Origin of the sequence: Thalassospira profundimaris (assembly GCF_003326755.1) — a bacterium.
Taxonomy (GTDB): Bacteria; Pseudomonadota; Alphaproteobacteria; order Rhodospirillales; family Thalassospiraceae; genus Thalassospira; species Thalassospira profundimaris_B.
The window spans coordinates 54604-72208 of the sequence record NZ_JPWH01000019.1 but is presented as its reverse complement, the minus strand read 5'-3'; the positions used below and the strand labels follow the sequence as shown (position 1 = coordinate 72208).

Annotated in this window: 24 protein-coding genes; 20 read left to right on the top strand and 4 right to left on the bottom strand. The window is 53.9% G+C overall.

Annotated elements, in window-relative coordinates; genetic code table 11:
* Nucleotide 1: 1 nt before the first annotated feature.
* The 11 genes from TH25_RS18545 to TH25_RS18500 all read left to right on the top strand — a co-directional run bounded on the left by TH25_RS18545 (nt 2) and on the right by TH25_RS18500 (nt 8326).
* Nucleotides 2–373: a hypothetical protein gene (locus TH25_RS18545; protein ID WP_147253047.1), complete on the top strand. Its 372-nt coding sequence runs from the start codon at nt 2–4 to the stop codon at nt 371–373.
* Complete coding sequence (locus TH25_RS18540) at nt 370–867, top strand: hypothetical protein (RefSeq protein ID WP_114089788.1); 498 nt, start codon at nt 370–372, stop codon at nt 865–867. The genes TH25_RS18545 and TH25_RS18540 overlap by 4 nt, the downstream gene beginning before the upstream one ends.
* Nucleotides 867–1514 carry a hypothetical protein gene (locus tag TH25_RS18535; protein ID WP_114089787.1) on the top strand — a complete coding sequence of 216 codons (648 nt, stop codon included), beginning with the start codon at nt 867–869 and terminating at the stop codon, nt 1512–1514. Before TH25_RS18540 ends, TH25_RS18535 begins: the two co-directional genes overlap by 1 nt.
* A gap of 8 nt (nt 1515–1522) precedes the next feature.
* Complete coding sequence (locus TH25_RS18530) at nt 1523–2131, top strand: DUF4376 domain-containing protein (protein ID WP_114089786.1); 609 nt, start codon at nt 1523–1525, stop codon at nt 2129–2131.
* Nucleotides 2132–2157: 26 nt separating this feature from the next.
* Nucleotides 2158–3330 carry a phage tail sheath protein gene (locus TH25_RS18525; protein WP_114089785.1) on the top strand — a complete coding sequence of 391 codons (1173 nt, stop codon included), beginning with the start codon at nt 2158–2160 and terminating at the stop codon, nt 3328–3330.
* Between the two features lie 45 nt (nt 3331–3375).
* A complete protein-coding gene (locus TH25_RS18520) occupies nt 3376–3891 on the top strand; it encodes a phage major tail tube protein (RefSeq protein WP_114089784.1) in 516 nt (171 codons plus the stop codon).
* Between the two features lie 68 nt (nt 3892–3959).
* Entirely contained in the window at nt 3960–4274 is a 315-nt protein-coding gene (locus TH25_RS18515; RefSeq protein WP_114089783.1) for a phage tail assembly protein, read from the top strand.
* A 38-nt stretch (nt 4275–4312) separates the two neighbouring features.
* Nucleotides 4313–4441: a hypothetical protein gene (locus tag TH25_RS25510; RefSeq protein WP_258549215.1), complete on the top strand. Its 129-nt coding sequence runs from the start codon at nt 4313–4315 to the stop codon at nt 4439–4441.
* 27 nt (nt 4442–4468) lie between these two features.
* Nucleotides 4469–6931, top strand: a complete 2463-nt coding sequence (locus TH25_RS18510; protein ID WP_114089782.1) for a phage tail tape measure protein — start codon at nt 4469–4471, stop codon at nt 6929–6931.
* 1 nt (nt 6932) lies between these two features.
* Nucleotides 6933–7352, top strand: coding sequence for a phage tail protein (locus tag TH25_RS18505; RefSeq protein WP_073955787.1), 420 nt, complete (start codon nt 6933–6935; stop codon nt 7350–7352).
* The gene (locus tag TH25_RS18500) at nt 7349–8326 is read left to right on the top strand and encodes a contractile injection system protein, VgrG/Pvc8 family (protein ID WP_114089781.1); all 978 of its coding nucleotides are present in this window, start codon (nt 7349–7351) and stop codon (nt 8324–8326) included. Before TH25_RS18505 ends, TH25_RS18500 begins: the two co-directional genes overlap by 4 nt.
* A 7-nt stretch (nt 8327–8333) precedes the next feature.
* On the opposite strand, the gene TH25_RS18495 is transcribed toward TH25_RS18500, so the two are convergent.
* Nucleotides 8334–8570: a hypothetical protein gene (locus TH25_RS18495; RefSeq protein WP_114089780.1), complete on the bottom strand. Its 237-nt coding sequence runs from the start codon at nt 8568–8570 to the stop codon at nt 8334–8336.
* A 486-nt stretch (nt 8571–9056) separates the two neighbouring features.
* On the bottom strand, nt 9057–9503 hold the full coding sequence (locus tag TH25_RS18485) for a helix-turn-helix domain-containing protein (RefSeq protein ID WP_073955783.1): 447 nt from the start codon (nt 9501–9503) through the stop codon (nt 9057–9059).
* Between the two features lie 106 nt (nt 9504–9609).
* Here TH25_RS18485 and TH25_RS18480 point away from each other — a divergent pair, with 106 nt between their 5' ends.
* Nucleotides 9610–10062 (top strand): hypothetical protein, encoded by a 453-nt coding sequence (locus TH25_RS18480; protein ID WP_114089778.1) that lies wholly within the window; start codon nt 9610–9612, stop codon nt 10060–10062.
* A 66-nt stretch (nt 10063–10128) separates the two neighbouring features.
* On the top strand, nt 10129–10368 hold the full coding sequence (locus TH25_RS18475) for an ogr/Delta-like zinc finger family protein (RefSeq protein ID WP_114089777.1): 240 nt from the start codon (nt 10129–10131) through the stop codon (nt 10366–10368).
* Between the two features lie 90 nt (nt 10369–10458).
* Here the strand turns inward: TH25_RS18475 and TH25_RS18470 are convergent, their stop codons facing one another.
* Together TH25_RS18470 and TH25_RS18465 are read right to left on the bottom strand one after the other, a co-directional pair.
* Complete coding sequence (locus TH25_RS18470; RefSeq protein WP_114089776.1) at nt 10459–11199, bottom strand: hypothetical protein; 741 nt, start codon at nt 11197–11199, stop codon at nt 10459–10461.
* Between the two features lie 57 nt (nt 11200–11256).
* Nucleotides 11257–11775, bottom strand: coding sequence for a hypothetical protein (locus TH25_RS18465; protein WP_114089775.1), 519 nt, complete (start codon nt 11773–11775; stop codon nt 11257–11259).
* A 400-nt stretch (nt 11776–12175) separates the two neighbouring features.
* On the opposite strand from TH25_RS18465, the gene TH25_RS18460 reads away from it, so the two are divergent.
* The 7 genes from TH25_RS18460 to TH25_RS18430 are packed head-to-tail and all read left to right on the top strand — an operon-like array spanning nt 12176 to nt 17478.
* Nucleotides 12176–12445: a hypothetical protein gene (locus tag TH25_RS18460; RefSeq protein WP_114089774.1), complete on the top strand. Its 270-nt coding sequence runs from the start codon at nt 12176–12178 to the stop codon at nt 12443–12445.
* 1 nt (nt 12446) lies between these two features.
* On the top strand, nt 12447–12710 hold the full coding sequence (locus tag TH25_RS18455) for a hypothetical protein (RefSeq protein WP_073955776.1): 264 nt from the start codon (nt 12447–12449) through the stop codon (nt 12708–12710).
* A gap of 1 nt (nt 12711) precedes the next feature.
* The gene (locus tag TH25_RS18450) at nt 12712–12984 is read left to right on the top strand and encodes a hypothetical protein (protein ID WP_114089773.1); all 273 of its coding nucleotides are present in this window, start codon (nt 12712–12714) and stop codon (nt 12982–12984) included.
* Nucleotides 12981–13271 carry a hypothetical protein gene (locus TH25_RS18445; RefSeq protein WP_114089772.1) on the top strand — a complete coding sequence of 97 codons (291 nt, stop codon included), beginning with the start codon at nt 12981–12983 and terminating at the stop codon, nt 13269–13271. Before TH25_RS18450 ends, TH25_RS18445 begins: the two co-directional genes overlap by 4 nt.
* Nucleotides 13249–15915, top strand: a complete 2667-nt coding sequence (locus TH25_RS18440; RefSeq protein WP_258549214.1) for a toprim domain-containing protein — start codon at nt 13249–13251, stop codon at nt 15913–15915. The genes TH25_RS18445 and TH25_RS18440 overlap by 23 nt, the downstream gene beginning before the upstream one ends.
* Nucleotides 15912–16781: a DNA adenine methylase gene (locus tag TH25_RS18435; protein ID WP_181847702.1), complete on the top strand. Its 870-nt coding sequence runs from the start codon at nt 15912–15914 to the stop codon at nt 16779–16781. The genes TH25_RS18440 and TH25_RS18435 overlap by 4 nt, the downstream gene beginning before the upstream one ends.
* Nucleotides 16759–17478 carry a hypothetical protein gene (locus TH25_RS18430; protein WP_147253045.1) on the top strand — a complete coding sequence of 240 codons (720 nt, stop codon included), beginning with the start codon at nt 16759–16761 and terminating at the stop codon, nt 17476–17478. Before TH25_RS18435 ends, TH25_RS18430 begins: the two co-directional genes overlap by 23 nt.
* Nucleotides 17479–17605 lie beyond the last annotated feature (127 nt).

Sequence of the window (17605 nt, the reverse complement as noted above, 5' to 3'; positions counted from 1 at the left end):
CATGAATCACGACCTGTGCCTTGTTGCAGCCAGCGAGGCGGCAATGATTGCCGCCTTGTCCACCACCGTTACCAATGAACAGACCGGCGAAACCCAGTCAAACAACGTGTTTCATGACGGGAAAAACTGGATTAGTGCAACCCACGACTGGCAGTTAGTACCAATTGGCAAGCTGCAAACCACCGTCCCGGTTATGGATGCAGAGGGTAAATTGATTACCCCTCCCGAATTCGATGATCGCTTTCACATGAACATTCTGTGCAACGACGCGGTGTTTGAATCCTTGCAGGCATTCGACCAGGTGCATTTTGAAACAACGGGCAAACGCCTGATCATTGAACCGACGAACCGCAAAGTGGTGTGGGCGAAATGAGTGATAAGAACAAGGCGATGGATCAGGTCTGGCGCACCGTTAATTTCATCCGAAAATCCTTTCGTTTGCGCCCCCGTCATATTGACCAGGCGGACGTCGAGGCATTGCGTGACAAGCTTGGGGTAAGCCCGGATGCGCCTTATGACATTCCGTTCAATGCCGGGTTTGACCCGGATACCCAGCCAACCGACCTTGAAATCAAAACGCACGGCACTGTTATTGCGTCCCGCGACATCACCCCGCAAACCATCGTCGCACGGATTGAAACCGTACCTTCAGGTGCGCCGGTGGTTTTTGACATTCGGGTTAATGGCGCATCCATTTGCGCTGTTAAACCATCTTTTGCAGCCGACAGCAGCGTTTTGAACGCCGGGACACTGGTTGCCAATCCATCGATCAAACAGGGCGATGCCGTGTCGCTGGTTGTTACCGGCATTGGGATCGATCCGGTCGGGGCGGGCTTGCGCGTTGGTTTAAAAGGGCGGGCCGCGTGATGCTATATGCCTCGCCACAAACGCTTGCAAACCTGCAAGCCAGGGACGTGCTGATCAGTGTTGATCAGTACAATGTCATCCTGACCGATCTGGCCCGGGACAATGGGTGGAATGGTACGAGCCGCTATTTTGGCCGGTTCATTGTCATGCCGGGCATCAAGATTGGATCAACAACGGCTTACCCCGCCGTTGCCCTGAAAACCGGGGCTTTTCCGGCTGGTTCGAAGATCAGCCTGTTGATTTCAGCCGGGGCTTATGTCGTTGGGGCTGGCGGTAATTTCGCTGAACGATCCAGCGGCGTGGTTAATAGCGGCGGCCATGCGATCGAGGCTGCAAGCGCCATTACCATCGACAACCAGGGCGTCATCGGTGGTGGTGGCGGCGTTGGTGGGAACTCGGTTTATGTCGGCGGCGGCGGCGGCGCGGGATTCCTACCTGGGCCGGGAGCGGCTGAACAAACATCCGGCTCGCCTGGCACCCTGACAACCGGTGGCGCTGGCGCTGGCAATGCCGGACGCGGGGGCGATCTGGGCAAGAACGGATCACCCGGCGACCGGGGGGCTTATGGCCTAGCGGGCAAAGCCATCATCGGAAACGTCAACATCACATGGATTAACCAGGGCGACATTCGTGGCGCTATTACGTGAGGGCTGAAATGAACAAAAAACACTATGCCGTGGTAGTCAACAATGCCGTAATCCGCGAGGAAATCGCTGGCTTTGAAACACCTATCAACGAATTGCCCCGTGATGAAGCTGGCGCACTGCTACGCCGCCCGCTAACGGTCGATGAGAGCTTTCCCGAGGATTACGACGACGATTTTGATACACTGGCTTGGGTCTATGACATCGAGGCGGAAAGTGTGCATCGCCGCTATGAAGTCGCCCCGCGTGATATTGATGGCGTGGCCGCACGGCTGAAAACCCGGATTGATGCCATCCGCGACCAGATGCTGGCGAACGGCTTTACATATGATGGCCATCGTTATCAAGCGGATGCCGCCAGCATGACCCGCATCAATACGAACGCCATCAAGGCCATGAAAGCGCAGGCCGATGCAGGTGCATTTGAAATGGACTGGATCGATGCGGACAACCAGCCGGTGGCCCTGGATGCGACCCAGATGATCGCGCTTAACGATGCGGCCAGCGTGTTTTCCGACGACATCATCAAACAGGCCCGCGCCCATAAGGACGCGATTATCGCCCTGACCGATAGCAACGATGCCGCCGGTTTGCGTGCCTATGCCATCACGTTTTCCTGACCCCGCCCCTAACCCGGAGATTTATAATGGCCACCGATTACCATCATGGTGTGCGCGTCATCGAAGTATCCGATGGCACCCGACCAATCCGCACAATTGAAACTGCCGTTATTGGTGTTGTTTGCACCGGCGAAACCGCCGATGCCGATACATTCCCGCTCAACCGCCCTGCTTTGATCACTGATATCAACAACGGGATCAGTGCGGCCGGGACAACCGGCACCCTGCCCTATGCGCTTGATGCGATCAAAGATCATGGCAACCCGCTGACGGTTGTCGTGCGCGTTCCTGAAGGCGCAGACGAAGCCGAAACCACATCAAACCTGATTGGTGGTGTTGTGAACGGCAAAAAGACCGGCATGCAGGCCCTGACCGCCGCCAAGCCGCTGCTAGGTGTGCAGCCCCGCATTCTTGGCGTGCCCGGGCTGGATAATGAAAATGTCACTGCCGAACTGGTCTCGATCGCGCAACTGACCCGGTCCTTTGCTTATGCGTCCTGCTATGGCTGCGAAACCATCGAGGAAGCCATTGCCTACCGTGACGGTTTCGGTGCGCGTGAACTGATGTTGATCTGGCCCGATTTCGTAAACTGGGACACGCAGGCGAACGCCGAACGCAACGCTTATGCGACCGCTCGCGCCCTTGGCCTTCGCGCCCAGATCGATGAGGATATCGGCTGGCACAAAACACTATCAAACGTGCCGGTTAATGGCGTTTCGGGTATCAACAAAGACGTATACTGGGATCTGCAAAGCCCCGCGACCGATGCCGGGGTATTGAATGCCAAAGATGTAACCACCCTGATCAACAATAAAGGCTATCGTTTTTGGGGCTCCCGCACTTGCAGCGCCGATCCGTTGTTTGCCTTTGAAAACTATACCCGCACCGCCCAGGTGCTGGCCGACACGATGGCCGAGGCGCACTTTTGGGCCGTGGATAAACCCATGAACCCAACACTGGTGCGCGACATCATTGACGGGGTGAATGCCAAATTCCGCGATCTGGTCGCGCGTGGCTACCTGATTGGTGGTGAAGCCTGGTTTGATCCGGCAAAGAACAGCAAGGAAAACCTGAAGGCTGGCAAGCTGATGATTTCCTACGACTATACGCCGGTACCGCCGCTCGAAAACCTGATGTTTGAACAGAAGATCACCGATGATTACCTGGTGGACTTCGCAACGATGGTGGCGGCGGCTTAATCGCCTTTCCGATAATCAGTAACCTGTACAAAAGGAGATGGCGGAATGCTGCCGAAAAGTATCAAGAACTTTAACGTTTTCATTGATGGCGTGGGCTATGCCGGTAAAGCCGAGGAAGTCGTAACCCCGGCACTTGAACGGGTAACGGAATCCTATCGCGGCGGCGGAATGCTGGGTGAAGTTGAACTCGACCTTGGCATCGAGGCGATGAAAATCGAATTCACGCTCGCCGAATTCAGCACCGACGTTATCAAACAGTTTGGCATTGCTGATGCGTCGGGCATTGGTGTGCGCCTGCTGGCCGCCGCCAAGGCCGACGATGCCGACAGCACCGTAGACGCGATTGAAATTTCGGTCCGGGGCCGTTTCAAGAAAAGCGACATGGGCTCGCTGAAAGCCGGTGAAATGGCAAAAATGAAGGTCGAAATGCCGATCACCTATCTGACATACAGTGTCAATGGCGACGTGATTGTCGAGATCGACATGATCAACGGCATTGAAAAAATCAATGGTGAAGACCGGCAAGCGAAACTGCGCCAGGCGCTGGGCCTGACCGCATAACACAAGATCAATCCTGATCAAGAGGCAGCGCCGGGGGGCATTCCTGCTTTTTCTTGAAAGGGACCAACATGACCAAGAAAACCAACGACGTTGCCGCAGTTAGCAACAGCGCCATCAATGCCAGCTTTGACCTGGCCCTTAAATCACCCCTGCCCTATGGCACCGACAAGACGCTGGATAAAATCACTGTGCGCCGCCCGCTAAGTGGCGATCTGCGCGGCGTCAAGCTGACCCAGCTTGCCGAACTGGACACCAATGTCCTGTTTATCCTGCTGCCCCGCATTACCATGCCTGCCATCAATGAAAGCCATGTTCAGCAACTTGATGCCCGTGATGCGCTCGCGATCATGCAGGAAATCAGCGTAAATTTTTTTACCGAGTAGCGGTCCCTGACGACATTCCCACGGCGTGGGGCATCATCATGAAGGCGTTCCCGGGATCCTTTCCGCCAAACGTCTTTAACAGCCTAAGTCTTGAAGAGCTGGTCGAAACCTATGAATTGGCCGTGCAATTCCTTCAGATGGAAGCCGATGCCCTGCGCCAGCAATAACCTTCCCTGATACCCGACAGGAATCGCATGGCTGATTTAAAACTCAATATCCTGATGCAGGCAGCGGATAAGGTCACGGCACCTTTCCGACGAATGCGCCAATCGACCGATCAGTTGAGAAACCAGCTTGGTGAAGCCGCCAGCCGGGTGCGAGACCTTGAACGGGTATCAGGGAACATCCAGTCTTTCCGCGATTTAAAGGCCGCTGCCCGGCAAAATGCAACGGCCCTTGCGGCGGCAGAAAACCGCGCCCAGCAATTGGGCCAACAGATTGCATCAACCGATAGGGTCACACGAAAGATGCGGGCGGAATTCAACGCCGCCCGAAAGGAAGTCGCACGCCTAAGACAGGCCGAAACAACCACTTCCGCCGCAACCGCCGAAATGCGCGAAAGACTGCGATCTGCCGGGATCGATACCCGGCGCCTCTCCTCGGCACAGCGCCAACTTAGGGGCGACCTTGATGCAGCACGACGGGCGGCAGAACAACAAAGCCAAGCACTGGAACAGGCAAGACGGCGAACGAACCAACTGGCCGCAGCCCGATCCAGAATGCAGAGAACCATGCAACTGCAAGCGAACATGGCAATGGGCGGCGCGGCTGGCATGGCTGTCGGCGGCGGTGCCCTTGCCCTTGGCAGTCGCATGGCGGGTGCCGGGATAGACTTTGGCGAACAAATGTCCGCTGTCGGTGCGATTGCCCGCCTCGATCAAACATCCGAAGCAATGGCGGCGTTACGCCAGCAAGCAAAGGAACTGGGCGCGACCACCAGCTTTTCCGCCTCCGAAGCTGCATCCGGTATGCAATTTCTGGCTATGGCCGGATTTGATGCCAACGAAGTTTTGCAAACAATGCCCGGTATGCTTGATCTGGCAAAGGCCGGGGCCACGGACTTGGCAACAACTGCGGACATTGCGTCAAACGTGCTTTCTGGCTTTGGTATGAAAGCCAGCGAAATGGGGCGGCTGGGCGACATTATGACGGCCACCTTTACGCGATCCAACGTGGACTTGACCATGTTGGGCGAAACCATGAAATACACCGCCCCCATTGCCAAAGAGTTCGGCGCGTCTGTCGAGGACGTTGCGGCTATGTCGGGGATGCTTGGCAATGTCGGCATTCAGGGCAGCATGGCTGGCACGGCCCTGCGATCCCTGTTTTCGCGTATGTCCAAGCCACCAACAGAAGCCGCAGCGGCCATGAAAGAACTGGGCGTTTCCACAATGGATGCCAACGGCAACGCACGGGACATGGTTGCAATTCTGGCCGATGTGGCCAAGTCAACGGAAGGTATGGGAAGCGCCCAGCGCCTGGCACAATTAACCGCCATTGCCGGGCAGGAAGCCGGGGCGGCCTTTGCCACCCTGATTGATCAGGGCGGATCAGGCGCAATCACCCAGTTCATCGACATTCTGAACAATTCAATGGGCGAAACCACCCGCGTTGCCAAACAGATGGGCGATAACGCGGCGGGCGACATCAAATCGTTTTGGTCGGCTGTCGAGGGCATGAATATCGCCTTGACCGATACCAATGATGCCCCTTTGCGGTCGCTTATCCAGTCCGCCACCGGCGTTGTCCGCTCCGTTACCAGTTGGGTCCAGGAAAACCCGGTGCTTGCCAGTACGCTGGTCAAGGTTGCTGCCGGTGTGGCCGGGCTGATTTTTGTTGGCGGTATATTGGCAACAACAGTGGCAGGCTTACTCGGCCCGTTTGCAATGGCAAGGTTTGCGATGACGGCCCTGGGTATTCAGTCCGGTCTATTAGGGGGTGGCTTTGGCATTGTGAGCAAGGGTATCGGCCTTGTCGCGTCGGTCGCAAAGGTTGCCTTCCCAATCGTAACCGGCGGATTGCGGGCAATGGCCGTCGCGGCAATGGCAAACCCGCTTATTGCCATCATTGGCGGCATTGCCATCGCGGCAACGCTGATTTTCACTTATTGGGAACCGATCAAAACATTCTTTGTCAATTTATGGGACAGCATCACCAGTAAGTTTTCAGGAACGTGGGAAACCATCAAAACCTTGCTGTCATTCACCCCCATTGGCCTGATCGCGACAAACTGGGGGGCGATCATGGATTTTTTCATTAATCTTTGGGATTCCGTGTTGGGCGGAGCCAAAGCCGCCTTTGACTGGATAGGCGAGAAAATCGGCTGGATATCCGAGCTGTTTGGCGATGGCAAAAAGACGATCGAGGTAAAAGGCACCGGACCACAGGCCCCCAAAAACGTGCGCAATATGCGAACCAACCCGGTTCGCACGATGGCCGTTGCCCCGGTTGCCGCTGCCATTGCCACTGGCCCCGCCGGGGCCTCGGCACAAACAACGCCGGTGCCAACGTCACAGGATAGCTATCAGATCATCATCAATCCCCCCGCTGGCAGCGACGAAAAAGCCATCGCCGCCGAAGTCCGACGCCAGATCGAAGAATTTGAACGGCGCAAGCAGGCCCGCGCCCGCACCGCCATGATCGACAGGACCAACTGATATGCTGCTATCCCTTGGCATGTTTAGCTTTCACCTGCGCACTGTGCCCTATGAGACATTAAAGCGCACAACGGAATACCGCTGGTCGGCCAGCAACCGTTTTGGCAAGGCACCCGCGCATCAATTCCTTGGCCCGGGCGAAGACGAATTAACCATAGATGGAACGTTGATGCCGGAATTGACCGGCGGGCCATCCCACATCGATAAATTGCGCGAAATGGCCGCAGGCGGAAAGGCATGGATTTTAACGGCCGGCAATGGCGATGTGCTGGGCAAATGGTTCATTGCCAAGATCGATGACAACCGGTCGCACTTTGTTTCCAACGGTCTGGCGCGAAAAATCGAATTCACCATCGCCCTTAAACGCTATGGCAATGACGACAACGAACAGCTTGGCAAACTGATGGACAGCAAACCATGACCCCGGCCTATCAAATCATTGCCGACAACATCGATGTGACCGCCACACTGGCGAAATATCTAAACAGTCTGCGCATCGTCGACAAAACCGGCATCGAGGCCGATGAATGCGAAATCGAACTGTGTGCGCCTGAAGAAACCATTCACCTGCCCCGGCGCGGCGTGCGCCTTCAGGTTTTGATCGGCTATGACGGCAACCTTGTCGATAAAGGCACCTTCATTGTTGACCAGGTCGGTGAAAGCGGCCCGCCCGACCGCATCACGATTTCAGGCTGCAGTGCCGATTTCCAAGGGGCCTTCAAGGTCCAGCGCGAGGAATCCTATAGCGATAAGACCCTAGGCGAAATCCTGACCACAATTGCCAAAAGGCAAAACCTTATCCCCGCGATCGAGGATGGCCTAAGCGCGATTGTGATCAGCCATATCGACCAGACCAACGAAAGCGACCTGAATTTCCTCACCAGGCTTGGCAAGGATTACGATGCCATTGCCACGGTCAAGGCAGGCCGTTTGCTGTTCACGCCGGTCGGTTACACCAAAACAATAAGCGGCATCGCCCTGCCAACCGCCAAAATCAGCCGGTCAGACAACGTTAGCCATCGTTTCGAGATTAGCGACCGCGAAAGCACCTACACCGGCGTGCGGGCCAAATGGCGCGATCAGGCAGCCAACAAAACCCGTTATTCAACAGCGGGCGAAGGCGAAAACTGGAAAACCCTGAAACGCGATTTTCCCAATGCCATCACGGCTTATCATTCCGCCCGGGCCGAATGGGCACGGATGCAACGCGGCCAGCAATCCATCAACCTGCAACTGGCAAACGGAAACCCCGTCATTCATGCGGGCCAGCCCTTAGAACTTCAGGGCTGGCGACAAGAGATTACAGTGGTCAAATGGATAACAGGGGAAGTCACACACGAACTGTCAGACGGCGGTTTTACTACATCATTTAATGCTGAAGATCGCACTATTTGATGAAGCACTATTCCACTTTTTCCACAACTTCATTTGTGTGAATTAGCTGAAACTTCTTGCCTTCATCAAGCAGGTTTGCATCTTGACCACATTCAGTCACAAAGTCGATTGCACCTTTGAAGTCCTTTCGCGTGCCGCTGATATTACTGTAGTGAATTATGCGTGTCCGTTTTAGCATCCGGTATTTATTCTCCGTTGCATGGCACTCATACATACCCAAATCTTCTATTTCAAAATCTGCCATTTAAATCCACCTCATCCCAAATATTCCCTCCCAAAAAACAGCAAAATTTATTCAAAACGAATAAAAAAACACCTGCCCGGCCATCAAAAAAGCCCGGGATTAGCCATCGCAACCCAAGTGAAGATTGCCAAAAAAAAGACGGCGGACAGGAGGACGTAAAGCACGTAACTTTTCTTGACCGGTTTGGTCTGGCTGATAAGAGACATTGCGCGATCCCAGGACTGGCGACCGCGCTGTGTTGTAAAAACATTCGCACGACGCATTCTAACTACCATATTCGATACACCGGTCTCCGTACGGAGCGGGGCTGGACGGCTTACGGGAAAAAGCCACATGTCTGGTAGTGCAACGTCCCTTGCACGAAGTCGGTGGGTTGTCCCGCCCACCGGCTGCCCGTTTATTTAAAAAACTGAAATACCCGTGCAACGTCAAGCTGCAATTCGCGATTTTTCAAAACCCTATCCCGAATAGGGATAGCTCGCCTGCTCAAAGGGCGAGGCGCATTAAACCCATCAATTCCGATAGATTAAGACGGCCATTGTGGTCCCGCAGCTTATCGGGCTCGGCTTCCAGGGCATCATAGACGGCAAAGCACAATTGCGCTTTCACACCCGGATCAACCTTACGGCGATTTGCCGCCATAAACTCGTCCACGGCAACCATCACATCAGCCATCAGAGCACGGTTAAAATCGGGAAAAGAAAACAAAGAGTTCGGGGTTTCGCCCAGCGTATTGCATAACCGGATCAAGGCAGAAAAGTCCGGTTCGCGGCGGTCCTTTTCATAACCGTACAGGGTTTGTGCGCTCGACAGCCCGGCGGCATTTGCCGCAGCCTCACCAGACATACGGAGCCTTTCTCGCGCCTCGCGCAATTTTTTTCCTATTTTCGGCTCACCTTGCAAATCGCAGCATTCCTCTGTTTTTTCCCACATAACCCGACCTTTCCCTTATCGACCACCAACAAAACGCGCTTGTATTTATTATTCATTTTGAATAATAGTTGAATTATTCCTATACACCACCTAGGGGCGAATTACCGTGGCCGTCGCTAATGCTATCGAACAGGAAAACTTCGGAGAGGCTCACTCGGCTATTCTTCGCAGATATGTTGGGGATGGCCGCCGCCACGACAATGGCCTGCGCCTTCAATTGTCGGACCTGGCTGAAAAAACACCGTTCAATCCGCGCACTTTGAAGTCATGGAAAAACGGGGCAACCTGCCCCAATCTGTCGGACTGGCGGCACCTTGCCAGCGCCTTGGGGCCACATTACGTCAACGACGTTTTGCGCCATGCCGGGTTTGGCAATGCCACCCCGCTACAGTTTTCCGCTGCAACCACCATCAATGGCAACCACGCGCAGTTTGAACTGGCCCAGCGCATGGCATCGCTTTCATCCGCAATGCTAGACGGACATATCGACCGGATCGAACGAAATCAGTTGATCCCGGAATTTGAACACCTCGTTTCCCTTTTGAACCTGTTTGTCTAGGGCCTGAAACAGGCCCCGGGCAAAGCGCCGGGGGGCGCATCAGCAACCATCACAAAGGATTAAACGATGTCAGCCCTTGGCAACAATTCCATGAAGTGCCCGCATTGCGGGTCTGCATGCGGCACCGTAAAAACCCGGCAAGTCACCAGCCTGTATCGGGAAATAACCCTGTCCTGCAAAAACCCCGACTGCCTGCACGTCTTTATCGCCGATATGACCGCGATCCGCACATTACGGCAAAGCCTGAAACCGGCACCGGGCATCAACCTTGCCTACAGCACCAGCCTATCGCCGGTGTCAGCATAATCAACAAAACAGGGGGGGGGAGCCACTATGAGACAGAGCACAAAAACGGCGTGTATCAATCCACAAACGGGACCCACGCAGTCTATCCGATCAAGACTTATCGTTCTGAATATACGATGCCATGTCTTCAGTAATGTCAGCCATTGTGCCAACAGCCGTCAGCAAAGCCTCAACTTGCGCAACAAAATCAAACCGCTCGTCATCACTGAACTTCGACCAATCCCGAGATTTACAAAAAGCTCTAACGCCAATGATCCGCTTATAGATGTCTTCCCGCAAAGCACTAAGCGACACTATTCTGGAAACGCACCAATCAGGTGTATACGCATCAACTGGAATAGCATCCAACTGCGCTGTCAATCGCGTCAAACTTGCTTCAATGAACTCGATGTAACCAGAGACCTCCTCGAGCATATTAAAAAAAGTTTTGTAGCTAATACTCCTACGCCTCCAAGTGATCTCACGGCATTGCGCAATCATCCCCAGCCTGCCCGGCGCATCAGACTGCTTCAAGTCTGGAATATTGGAAAAGTCTGGACCGTCATTCACCTTTATTGCGTAACTTATGCTGTTGCATACCGTTGCAATCAATGTTTTGCGCTGTCTCCTCGCTTCTCGAATATCCAAGTGCCTTTGAGCCATAAAAAGGCCAATACCAACTGCTCCGCCAATCACCCCACCAAGGAACGATCCCCAGTCAAACTTCAAGCTCTCAGGAAACCACTCAATAATTCGGTCGTAACCCAGCACGTCCGTTACAAAAATCGGTGCTGTGACCGCCCCCAGAACTGTGCCGCAAGCGAGCAACAAAGGCGCACTAATTCTCTTCATCTAATTCCCATATCTTTAGGCCATTTGACTCATTGCCCCGTTAGCAGCAGCAAAAACTCACAGCAGAACGAACAAAATAATAATCAGAAAGATAGCCGCCAAAAGAACCCGACCAATGAGAAGGGTTCTTTGATCGGGTTCTTTGCGGTGTTTAGCTTCAGTGCGTTCACTTGCAACCTCGGCATTTCGTTCGGCAATGCGGGCATTAAATGCTCCCCGATCAACGTCACGCTTCCGTTTAGGTGTGGTCTGGACATTTATTGTCCTCCTGGGAGCAATTATCCCCGGAAAAACAGACGCTGGATCACGCACTTCGCCAGCATCATCAATTATCGCCTCTATTCGATGGAGGCTAAAACTGCGCATATCCCTTCGCACCCAGCAATACGCCCACAACAGACCTTCCTTAAATCCTCTTGCTGTTACCCAACGACGGGACTTTTGGCCCGTACTATCAACATAGTCGATCCCGAAAGCGACACCCTCAATTTCGCTAGGCACGGCGTCGAACGAGAGCAAAGCAGGCTTCCCCTTAGCCTGTGCTTCCCGGATCAACGCCTTGTAACCATCAGACATATCCCAAATTCCCCTAGAAAAAACCTGTCCAATCCAATCTTTTTGCCCGCACAGGATGAGTCAAGAAAAACGGCCACAACCTATCCACAATGGGGATACCTGGATAGGTTGACGACGGAAAACACCGGGCGTATGGTTCATCCTATCGGCGGGATAAATCCGCCGTGGGGGAGTAGAAACCCTCTGTTCCTGACGGCCAGCCGTCACGTAAGTTACGGCTATTTTTGTGCCCGGAGTCCCGGTGCACATTCTCGCTTATGGCGGGAGGGCGGTGAATACAAGACCCGAAAGGGGAATAAACCCGCCTGCCTCAGGACAGGTTTCTACCCTCCCGCCACCAGCGCGGTCGTAGAAAGCCGCAATGGTGGTGTTGTGAAACGCTATCCTGAGGGCTTCTGATATGACCGACAAATCTATCTCCTTTGACCAGCTCGAAACGGTTGAACAAGCAGCGATGCTGCTCAATCAGTTCTATGACAGCTTTGAGGGCATCGCGCTGTTGCTTGAAGCTGGGCACAAAGAACAGGCCACCGGCATTGCCCGCATGGCCTGCACCGCCTGCCTTATGGTCACTCCCCCGCTTGAAAACACCATCGCCGAGCTTGACGGCCCTGTTGATACAAACCAGCGCCAGCCCAACGACTGGCCGCAAATCAACGGAGGCAAATGACATGCTGTTTAACAACACACAGGCTGTCGTAAGCCAGGCCTGCCGCCTTGCCGCCGATACATATGCTTATCAGGCGCTTGAATATGCCGGTGCCGCCGTTTCCTGCCGCAAAACCATCGAACTGATCCTTGATTGCATCGAAATCGGTCAGTTGGGCAATGACGCCGAAACCTTTCTGAACATGGCGGCGGTTTACGAACCGAAATACCGCCACGGTCTGGATTTCTGCCTTGATGTGCTTTCTCAAATCAAGGGAGGGCACTGATATGGACAAAGCCAGCGAAAAGGCCCTGGCGGATGTTAACCGCGTTCTTAGCCTGGACCTGAAACAGGCCGAACCTTGGGCACTGGTCGCGATTTGCGTTGCAGAAATTGAAAACCAAAACGGCCAGACGAAAGCCCTGAAATTGGCCCTGCTTGACCTGATTGGCACATCAGCCACGCCGGACGCCAAACAACACCCAACGATTGCCGCCGCCTATGAACGCGCTATCAATCAGGCGCGGGCCATCATCATCAAGACAGGGGGCATATCATGACCCCGACCAGCTCTGGAATGTCCCGGCAGGACGTATCGAACGCGGCCTTTACCTGGGCAGCGTTTGGCGCGGCGGAATCCCTTTTGCATGGTTTGGCGCGTAACCCGAATAACGGGCAGCAATGTGCGCGCTACCTGCTTGATTTTGTGATCGAGGGCGGCATTGCTTTGCCGCCCCGGCACTTCATCGACAAAACCGTCGATCTTTATCCGTGGCTTGCACCGCAAAAAGAACGCGCCCTGCGCCTTTTGACCACCCTGCAGAATGAGCGCGATCAACATGCGTGAAATGACCGACGACGTAAGGCAAGAAGTCGTTTCGCGCCTGAAGGCCGACTATGGCTTCAACCAGGTTCATGACTGGTTGCGGCAAGGGCGCTGCCCTGCCTGTAACCGGCGTGAAATGTTTGTCAAAATATCCAGCCCGTGGGTGATTAAATGTGGCCGTGAAAACAAATGCGGCCACACCGCCCATGTCAAAGACCTGTATCCCGATGCGTTTGGCAAATTCAACGAACGCTATCCGGCCACCACCGAAGACCCAAACCGTACCGCCGACCGATATATGGATTTTGTGCGCGGGCTTAACCCGGCCAAAACAAAGGGCTGGTACCGGCAGGGCGAATTTTACCACGCATGGGGCGACCGCAAAACCGCGACCGTGGTTTTCGACATTAGCCGCGGCGAAAACATTTTCATGGAACGGTTGATTGAAACCGTCCGTATTACCGACCCGAAAACCAAAAAGGTCGATGACCGCCGCGCCAATTTTGGCAGCACCCCGTATAAGGGCCGGTGGTGGGTGCCGCCCGGGCAAACCATCGAGGATGGCGACGAGCTTTGGATTGTCGAGGGCTGCATCGATGCGGCCACCCTTGCCGTTCATGGCAAAAAGGCCGCCGCTATCCTGTCGGCCTATAATGTGCCCGACAAGGAACTGGAAAAGCTGAAGGGTAAATCGATCACCCTGGTATGGGCGATGGATAACGACCCGGCGGGCAAACGGCACATTCGCAAATGTATTGCTCATGTCGATAAAAACTATCTGACCTTCACCAACAAGGCCGCGCTGATCCCACAACAGGATCGCAAAAAAACAGACTGGAACGACGCCCATCTTGCCAATGCCCTGAATGACCGGGACTTTGAACGGTATCGGTTTCATGGCGATTTGTTGCTGGCAAAAACGCCAATGGAAAAAGCGTTACTGATTTGGGAACGCTATAAAAGCCGCAGTTTCGCGGTTGAGTTCGACACCCGGACCTACTGGTTTTCGGTCATTGCCGAAGTTTACAACGCACAGATGACATCGGCGGCAGAGCGTGGCATGAGCCGCGAGGAAGCCGAACCGGAAGCCGTGCGCAAGGCATCACGCCTGGAAGAGATTGCAAACTGCACCTTTAAATTCCTGTATTTTCAACAGGACAAGCAAACCGACGATAGCTGGTATTATACCCGCGTCGAATTTCCGCATGGTCGGCATACGATCAAAAACACCTTTTCCGGGGGCCAGGTCGCAACGGCCAGCGAGTTCAAAAAGCGACTTCTCTCGATCGCCCCTGGTGCGCTTTATGCTGGCAATTCGCAGCAGCTTAACTGGCTGGTGAAACACTACCTGGACAACATCAAGATCGTCGAAACGACCGATTTCATTGGTTATTCCAAAGAACACGGCATCTATGTTTTCAATGACCGGGCCGTTGCGGCCGGCAAGGTTATCGAGATCAACGACGAAGATTTTTTTGAAGTCGGCAAAACCTCGATCAAGTCCCTTAACCAGTCCCTGCAACTCCACATAGGCAATGCGACCGACTATGACGATAAATGGCTCGGCATGGTTTATTCGGCCTATGGTGCCAAAGGGCTGATCGCGACCGCGTTCTTTCTGGGTAGCCTGTTTGCCGAACAGATCAGGGGAAAGCAAAAATCCTATCCGTTCCTTGAAATTGTGGGCGAAGCCGGGGCGGGTAAATCCACCCTGATCGAATTTTTATGGAAGTTGGTCGGGCGGTCTGACTACGAGGGCTTTGACCCCAACAAATCTACCCTTGCCGCCCGGGCGCGTATTTTTTCACAGGTTTCAAACCTGCCGATCTGCCTGATTGAAAGCGACCGCGAAGACAGCGCCAAGGCCAGGCAATTCGATTGGGACGAACTGAAAACAGCCTATAACGGGCGGGCCAGCCGGGCGCGTGGTGTGAAAAATGGTGGTAACGAAACCAGTGAACCACCCTTTCGCGGATCCGTTGTGATCAGCCAGAATGCCGCCGTAAATGCGTCCGAAGCCATCATGCAGCGCATCATTCACACCCATTTCGATACCAGCGGCCACACACCGGCATCTAAAATCGCCGCTGACGCGCTTGCCGCCATGCCGGTAGAGAATGCCAGCTTTTTCCTGATCAAGGCTGTTACCCGGGAAAAACAGATACTGGACGCGGTTTTTAACCGCACTGCCCATTGGGAAACCGAATTAATGCGGTTTCCCGATATCCGGTCAAACCGTATCGCCAAAAACCACGCCCAACTAATCAGCCTGGTCGAAGCATTGGCCGAACTGACCAACATGCCCAAGGCATGGCACCAAGATGCAATAGACGAATTAAAACTTGCCGCTGTTAACCGGCAAAGGGCCATTTCCGCCGATCACCCGGCGATCGAGGAATTTTGGGAGGCTTATGACTTCCTGGGCGATGAAAAGCTGAACCATGCGATGCACCTTGAAAACACCATCGCGATCAATCTCAACCACATGCAGTCAGTCGCCCATCACAACAACCAGCAAATCCCGCCTCTGCAGGACTTGAAAAAACTGCTGCGCCAATCCCGCTCACGCAGCTTCCGCGAAATCAAGGCGGTGCGCAGCCACAACAAGGCCTTTTCAAACAAAACCGTCAAATGCTGGATATTCAACAGGGAGGGGAAATCGTGACGATCGGCAGACCAATTAATTATTTTGGAACTAAAGACAGACTGGCGAAGAGGATCATTAGCCTTGTGCCGCCAGAATGTGACACATGGGTAGACCTGTTTTGCGGATCTGCAATCGTCACACTTAGAAAGCCGCGCCATAAGCGAGAAGTAATCAATGACATCAATGGTGAGATTGTAAATCTGTTTTCCGTACTGCGGAACACGAAGCAATTAACCCAACTCATGAAGTTTGTTGAACTGACACCTTACGCACAGGATGAATTAAATCGCGCCCAATCCAGTGAGACACCAAGCGATCCTGTAGAACGCGCATGGCACTTCCTGATTGTTAGCTGGATGGGCCGCGCTGGTAGCAATGCACACCGCACAGGTTTTCGGTGGTCAAAAGGGCAAACAACTGCCCCTGAATTATCTTGGTGCAAATTGCCGGAACGACTGGTGTCGGTCGCCAATCGATTGCGTGGAGTATGCGTTAGGTCGGTACCAGCCTTAAAGCTGATCGACAGTTACGATGTTGGTAACTGTATTCTCTATGTCGATCCACCTTATCCGGGTCCAGTTGGGCGCCGCTACAAACACAAAATGAACGACGACGAACACAAAAAATTGGCCGAGAGACTGGCGCAATGTAAAGCCCGCGTCATCCTAAGCATGAACCCGGACACAATTTATTCTGAAATTTTGAAAGATTGGCAGGTGCATCGAGTAAATGTGACCGGAGGCGGCACCAACACCAAACAAGAGCTTATCCTTACAAATTACACTGCTCCTTATCCACTGGCAACCGCCCCCAAAGCAGTCAAGTTTGACGTGCAGGCAATGAATTGCCTTTTTAACGAGAGTGGTCATCATGAATGCAGTTAGACCCCTCGATGATCATTATCGTTCAGCACCGGAAACTTTTCGCGCCCTGGCAACGGTCGAGAGCTTTCCCGGTGGTTTGCACGAATTTTGCGCGGGCGACGGAATCCTGGCAGCTACCGCAGCCGACATCCTTGGCCATAAGAATGTTGTCGCCAGTACCATCGGACGCCAACACGGCAAAAAGGTCTATTACCCCGTAACAGGACAAACAGACTTCCTAAAGCTGAAAACGCTATGGAAACCCAACCTTGTCACCAATCCCCCCTATGGGCGACTGAATGGCAAACAATTAGGCAAAGCCCGGGCGGCAACAACCATTATTCGGCACGGCATCGATCTGCTGACACAGGCTGGCCCCCTTGGCGGCAAATTATGCTGCCTGCTGGATTTGCGTTACCTGCTTTCTGAAGATCGCAATCTTAATGACGGTCTGTTTACTAAATGCCCGCCTGTTCGCATTCATGCGTTTCTCGATCGCGTGACAATGTACCCCGCGACATACGACGAGGAAATGACACGGGGAAAGCAGGCCTTCGCCTGGTTCGTATGGGAATGGCCATTTGTCCGCCCCGGGCATACACCGGCCATCACATCGCGCCTTTCCAGCAAACCATTCCGGGATCCTTCTGACGCCAAGCGGTTCGATCTCGGGAAAATCGTGTCGTCAAAAACAAAGGTTATGGAGGCTGCCGAATGAAGGGATGCCCCATTTCAAACCCCTGCCCGCTGGCCGTTGATCCAAACGCGATCGAGGTTGACCGGGGCACATGCCCCCGATGCCGGCGAACGTTTCATAGCGCAAAAAACTATCGAGAGATTCCGCC

Excerpts from the sequence above, each read along its gene's own strand:
- TH25_RS18545 (WP_147253047.1), top strand. The coding sequence starts at position 2 with ATGAATCACGACCTGTGCCTTGTTGCAGCCAGCGAGGCGGCAATGATT.
- TH25_RS18540 (WP_114089788.1), top strand. The coding sequence starts at position 370 with ATGAGTGATAAGAACAAGGCGATGGATCAGGTCTGGCGCACCGTTAAT.
- TH25_RS18535 (WP_114089787.1), top strand. The coding sequence starts at position 867 with ATGCTATATGCCTCGCCACAAACGCTTGCAAACCTGCAAGCCAGGGAC.
- TH25_RS18530 (WP_114089786.1), top strand. The coding sequence starts at position 1,523 with ATGAACAAAAAACACTATGCCGTGGTAGTCAACAATGCCGTAATCCGC.
- TH25_RS18525 (WP_114089785.1), top strand. The coding sequence starts at position 2,158 with ATGGCCACCGATTACCATCATGGTGTGCGCGTCATCGAAGTATCCGAT.
- TH25_RS18520 (WP_114089784.1), top strand. The coding sequence starts at position 3,376 with ATGCTGCCGAAAAGTATCAAGAACTTTAACGTTTTCATTGATGGCGTG.
- TH25_RS18515 (WP_114089783.1), top strand. The coding sequence starts at position 3,960 with ATGACCAAGAAAACCAACGACGTTGCCGCAGTTAGCAACAGCGCCATC.
- TH25_RS25510 (WP_258549215.1), top strand. The coding sequence starts at position 4,313 with ATGAAGGCGTTCCCGGGATCCTTTCCGCCAAACGTCTTTAACAGCCTA.
- TH25_RS18510 (WP_114089782.1), top strand. The coding sequence starts at position 4,469 with ATGGCTGATTTAAAACTCAATATCCTGATGCAGGCAGCGGATAAGGTC.
- TH25_RS18505 (WP_073955787.1), top strand. The coding sequence starts at position 6,933 with ATGCTGCTATCCCTTGGCATGTTTAGCTTTCACCTGCGCACTGTGCCC.
- TH25_RS18500 (WP_114089781.1), top strand. The coding sequence starts at position 7,349 with ATGACCCCGGCCTATCAAATCATTGCCGACAACATCGATGTGACCGCC.
- TH25_RS18495 (WP_114089780.1), bottom strand. The coding sequence starts at position 8,570 with ATGGCAGATTTTGAAATAGAAGATTTGGGTATGTATGAGTGCCATGCA.
- TH25_RS18485 (WP_073955783.1), bottom strand. The coding sequence starts at position 9,503 with ATGTGGGAAAAAACAGAGGAATGCTGCGATTTGCAAGGTGAGCCGAAA.
- TH25_RS18475 (WP_114089777.1), top strand. The coding sequence starts at position 10,129 with ATGTCAGCCCTTGGCAACAATTCCATGAAGTGCCCGCATTGCGGGTCT.
- TH25_RS18470 (WP_114089776.1), bottom strand. The coding sequence starts at position 11,199 with ATGAAGAGAATTAGTGCGCCTTTGTTGCTCGCTTGCGGCACAGTTCTG.
- TH25_RS18465 (WP_114089775.1), bottom strand. The coding sequence starts at position 11,775 with ATGTCTGATGGTTACAAGGCGTTGATCCGGGAAGCACAGGCTAAGGGG.
- TH25_RS18460 (WP_114089774.1), top strand. The coding sequence starts at position 12,176 with ATGACCGACAAATCTATCTCCTTTGACCAGCTCGAAACGGTTGAACAA.
- TH25_RS18455 (WP_073955776.1), top strand. The coding sequence starts at position 12,447 with ATGCTGTTTAACAACACACAGGCTGTCGTAAGCCAGGCCTGCCGCCTT.
- TH25_RS18450 (WP_114089773.1), top strand. The coding sequence starts at position 12,712 with ATGGACAAAGCCAGCGAAAAGGCCCTGGCGGATGTTAACCGCGTTCTT.
- TH25_RS18445 (WP_114089772.1), top strand. The coding sequence starts at position 12,981 with ATGACCCCGACCAGCTCTGGAATGTCCCGGCAGGACGTATCGAACGCG.
- TH25_RS18440 (WP_258549214.1), top strand. The coding sequence starts at position 13,249 with ATGAGCGCGATCAACATGCGTGAAATGACCGACGACGTAAGGCAAGAA.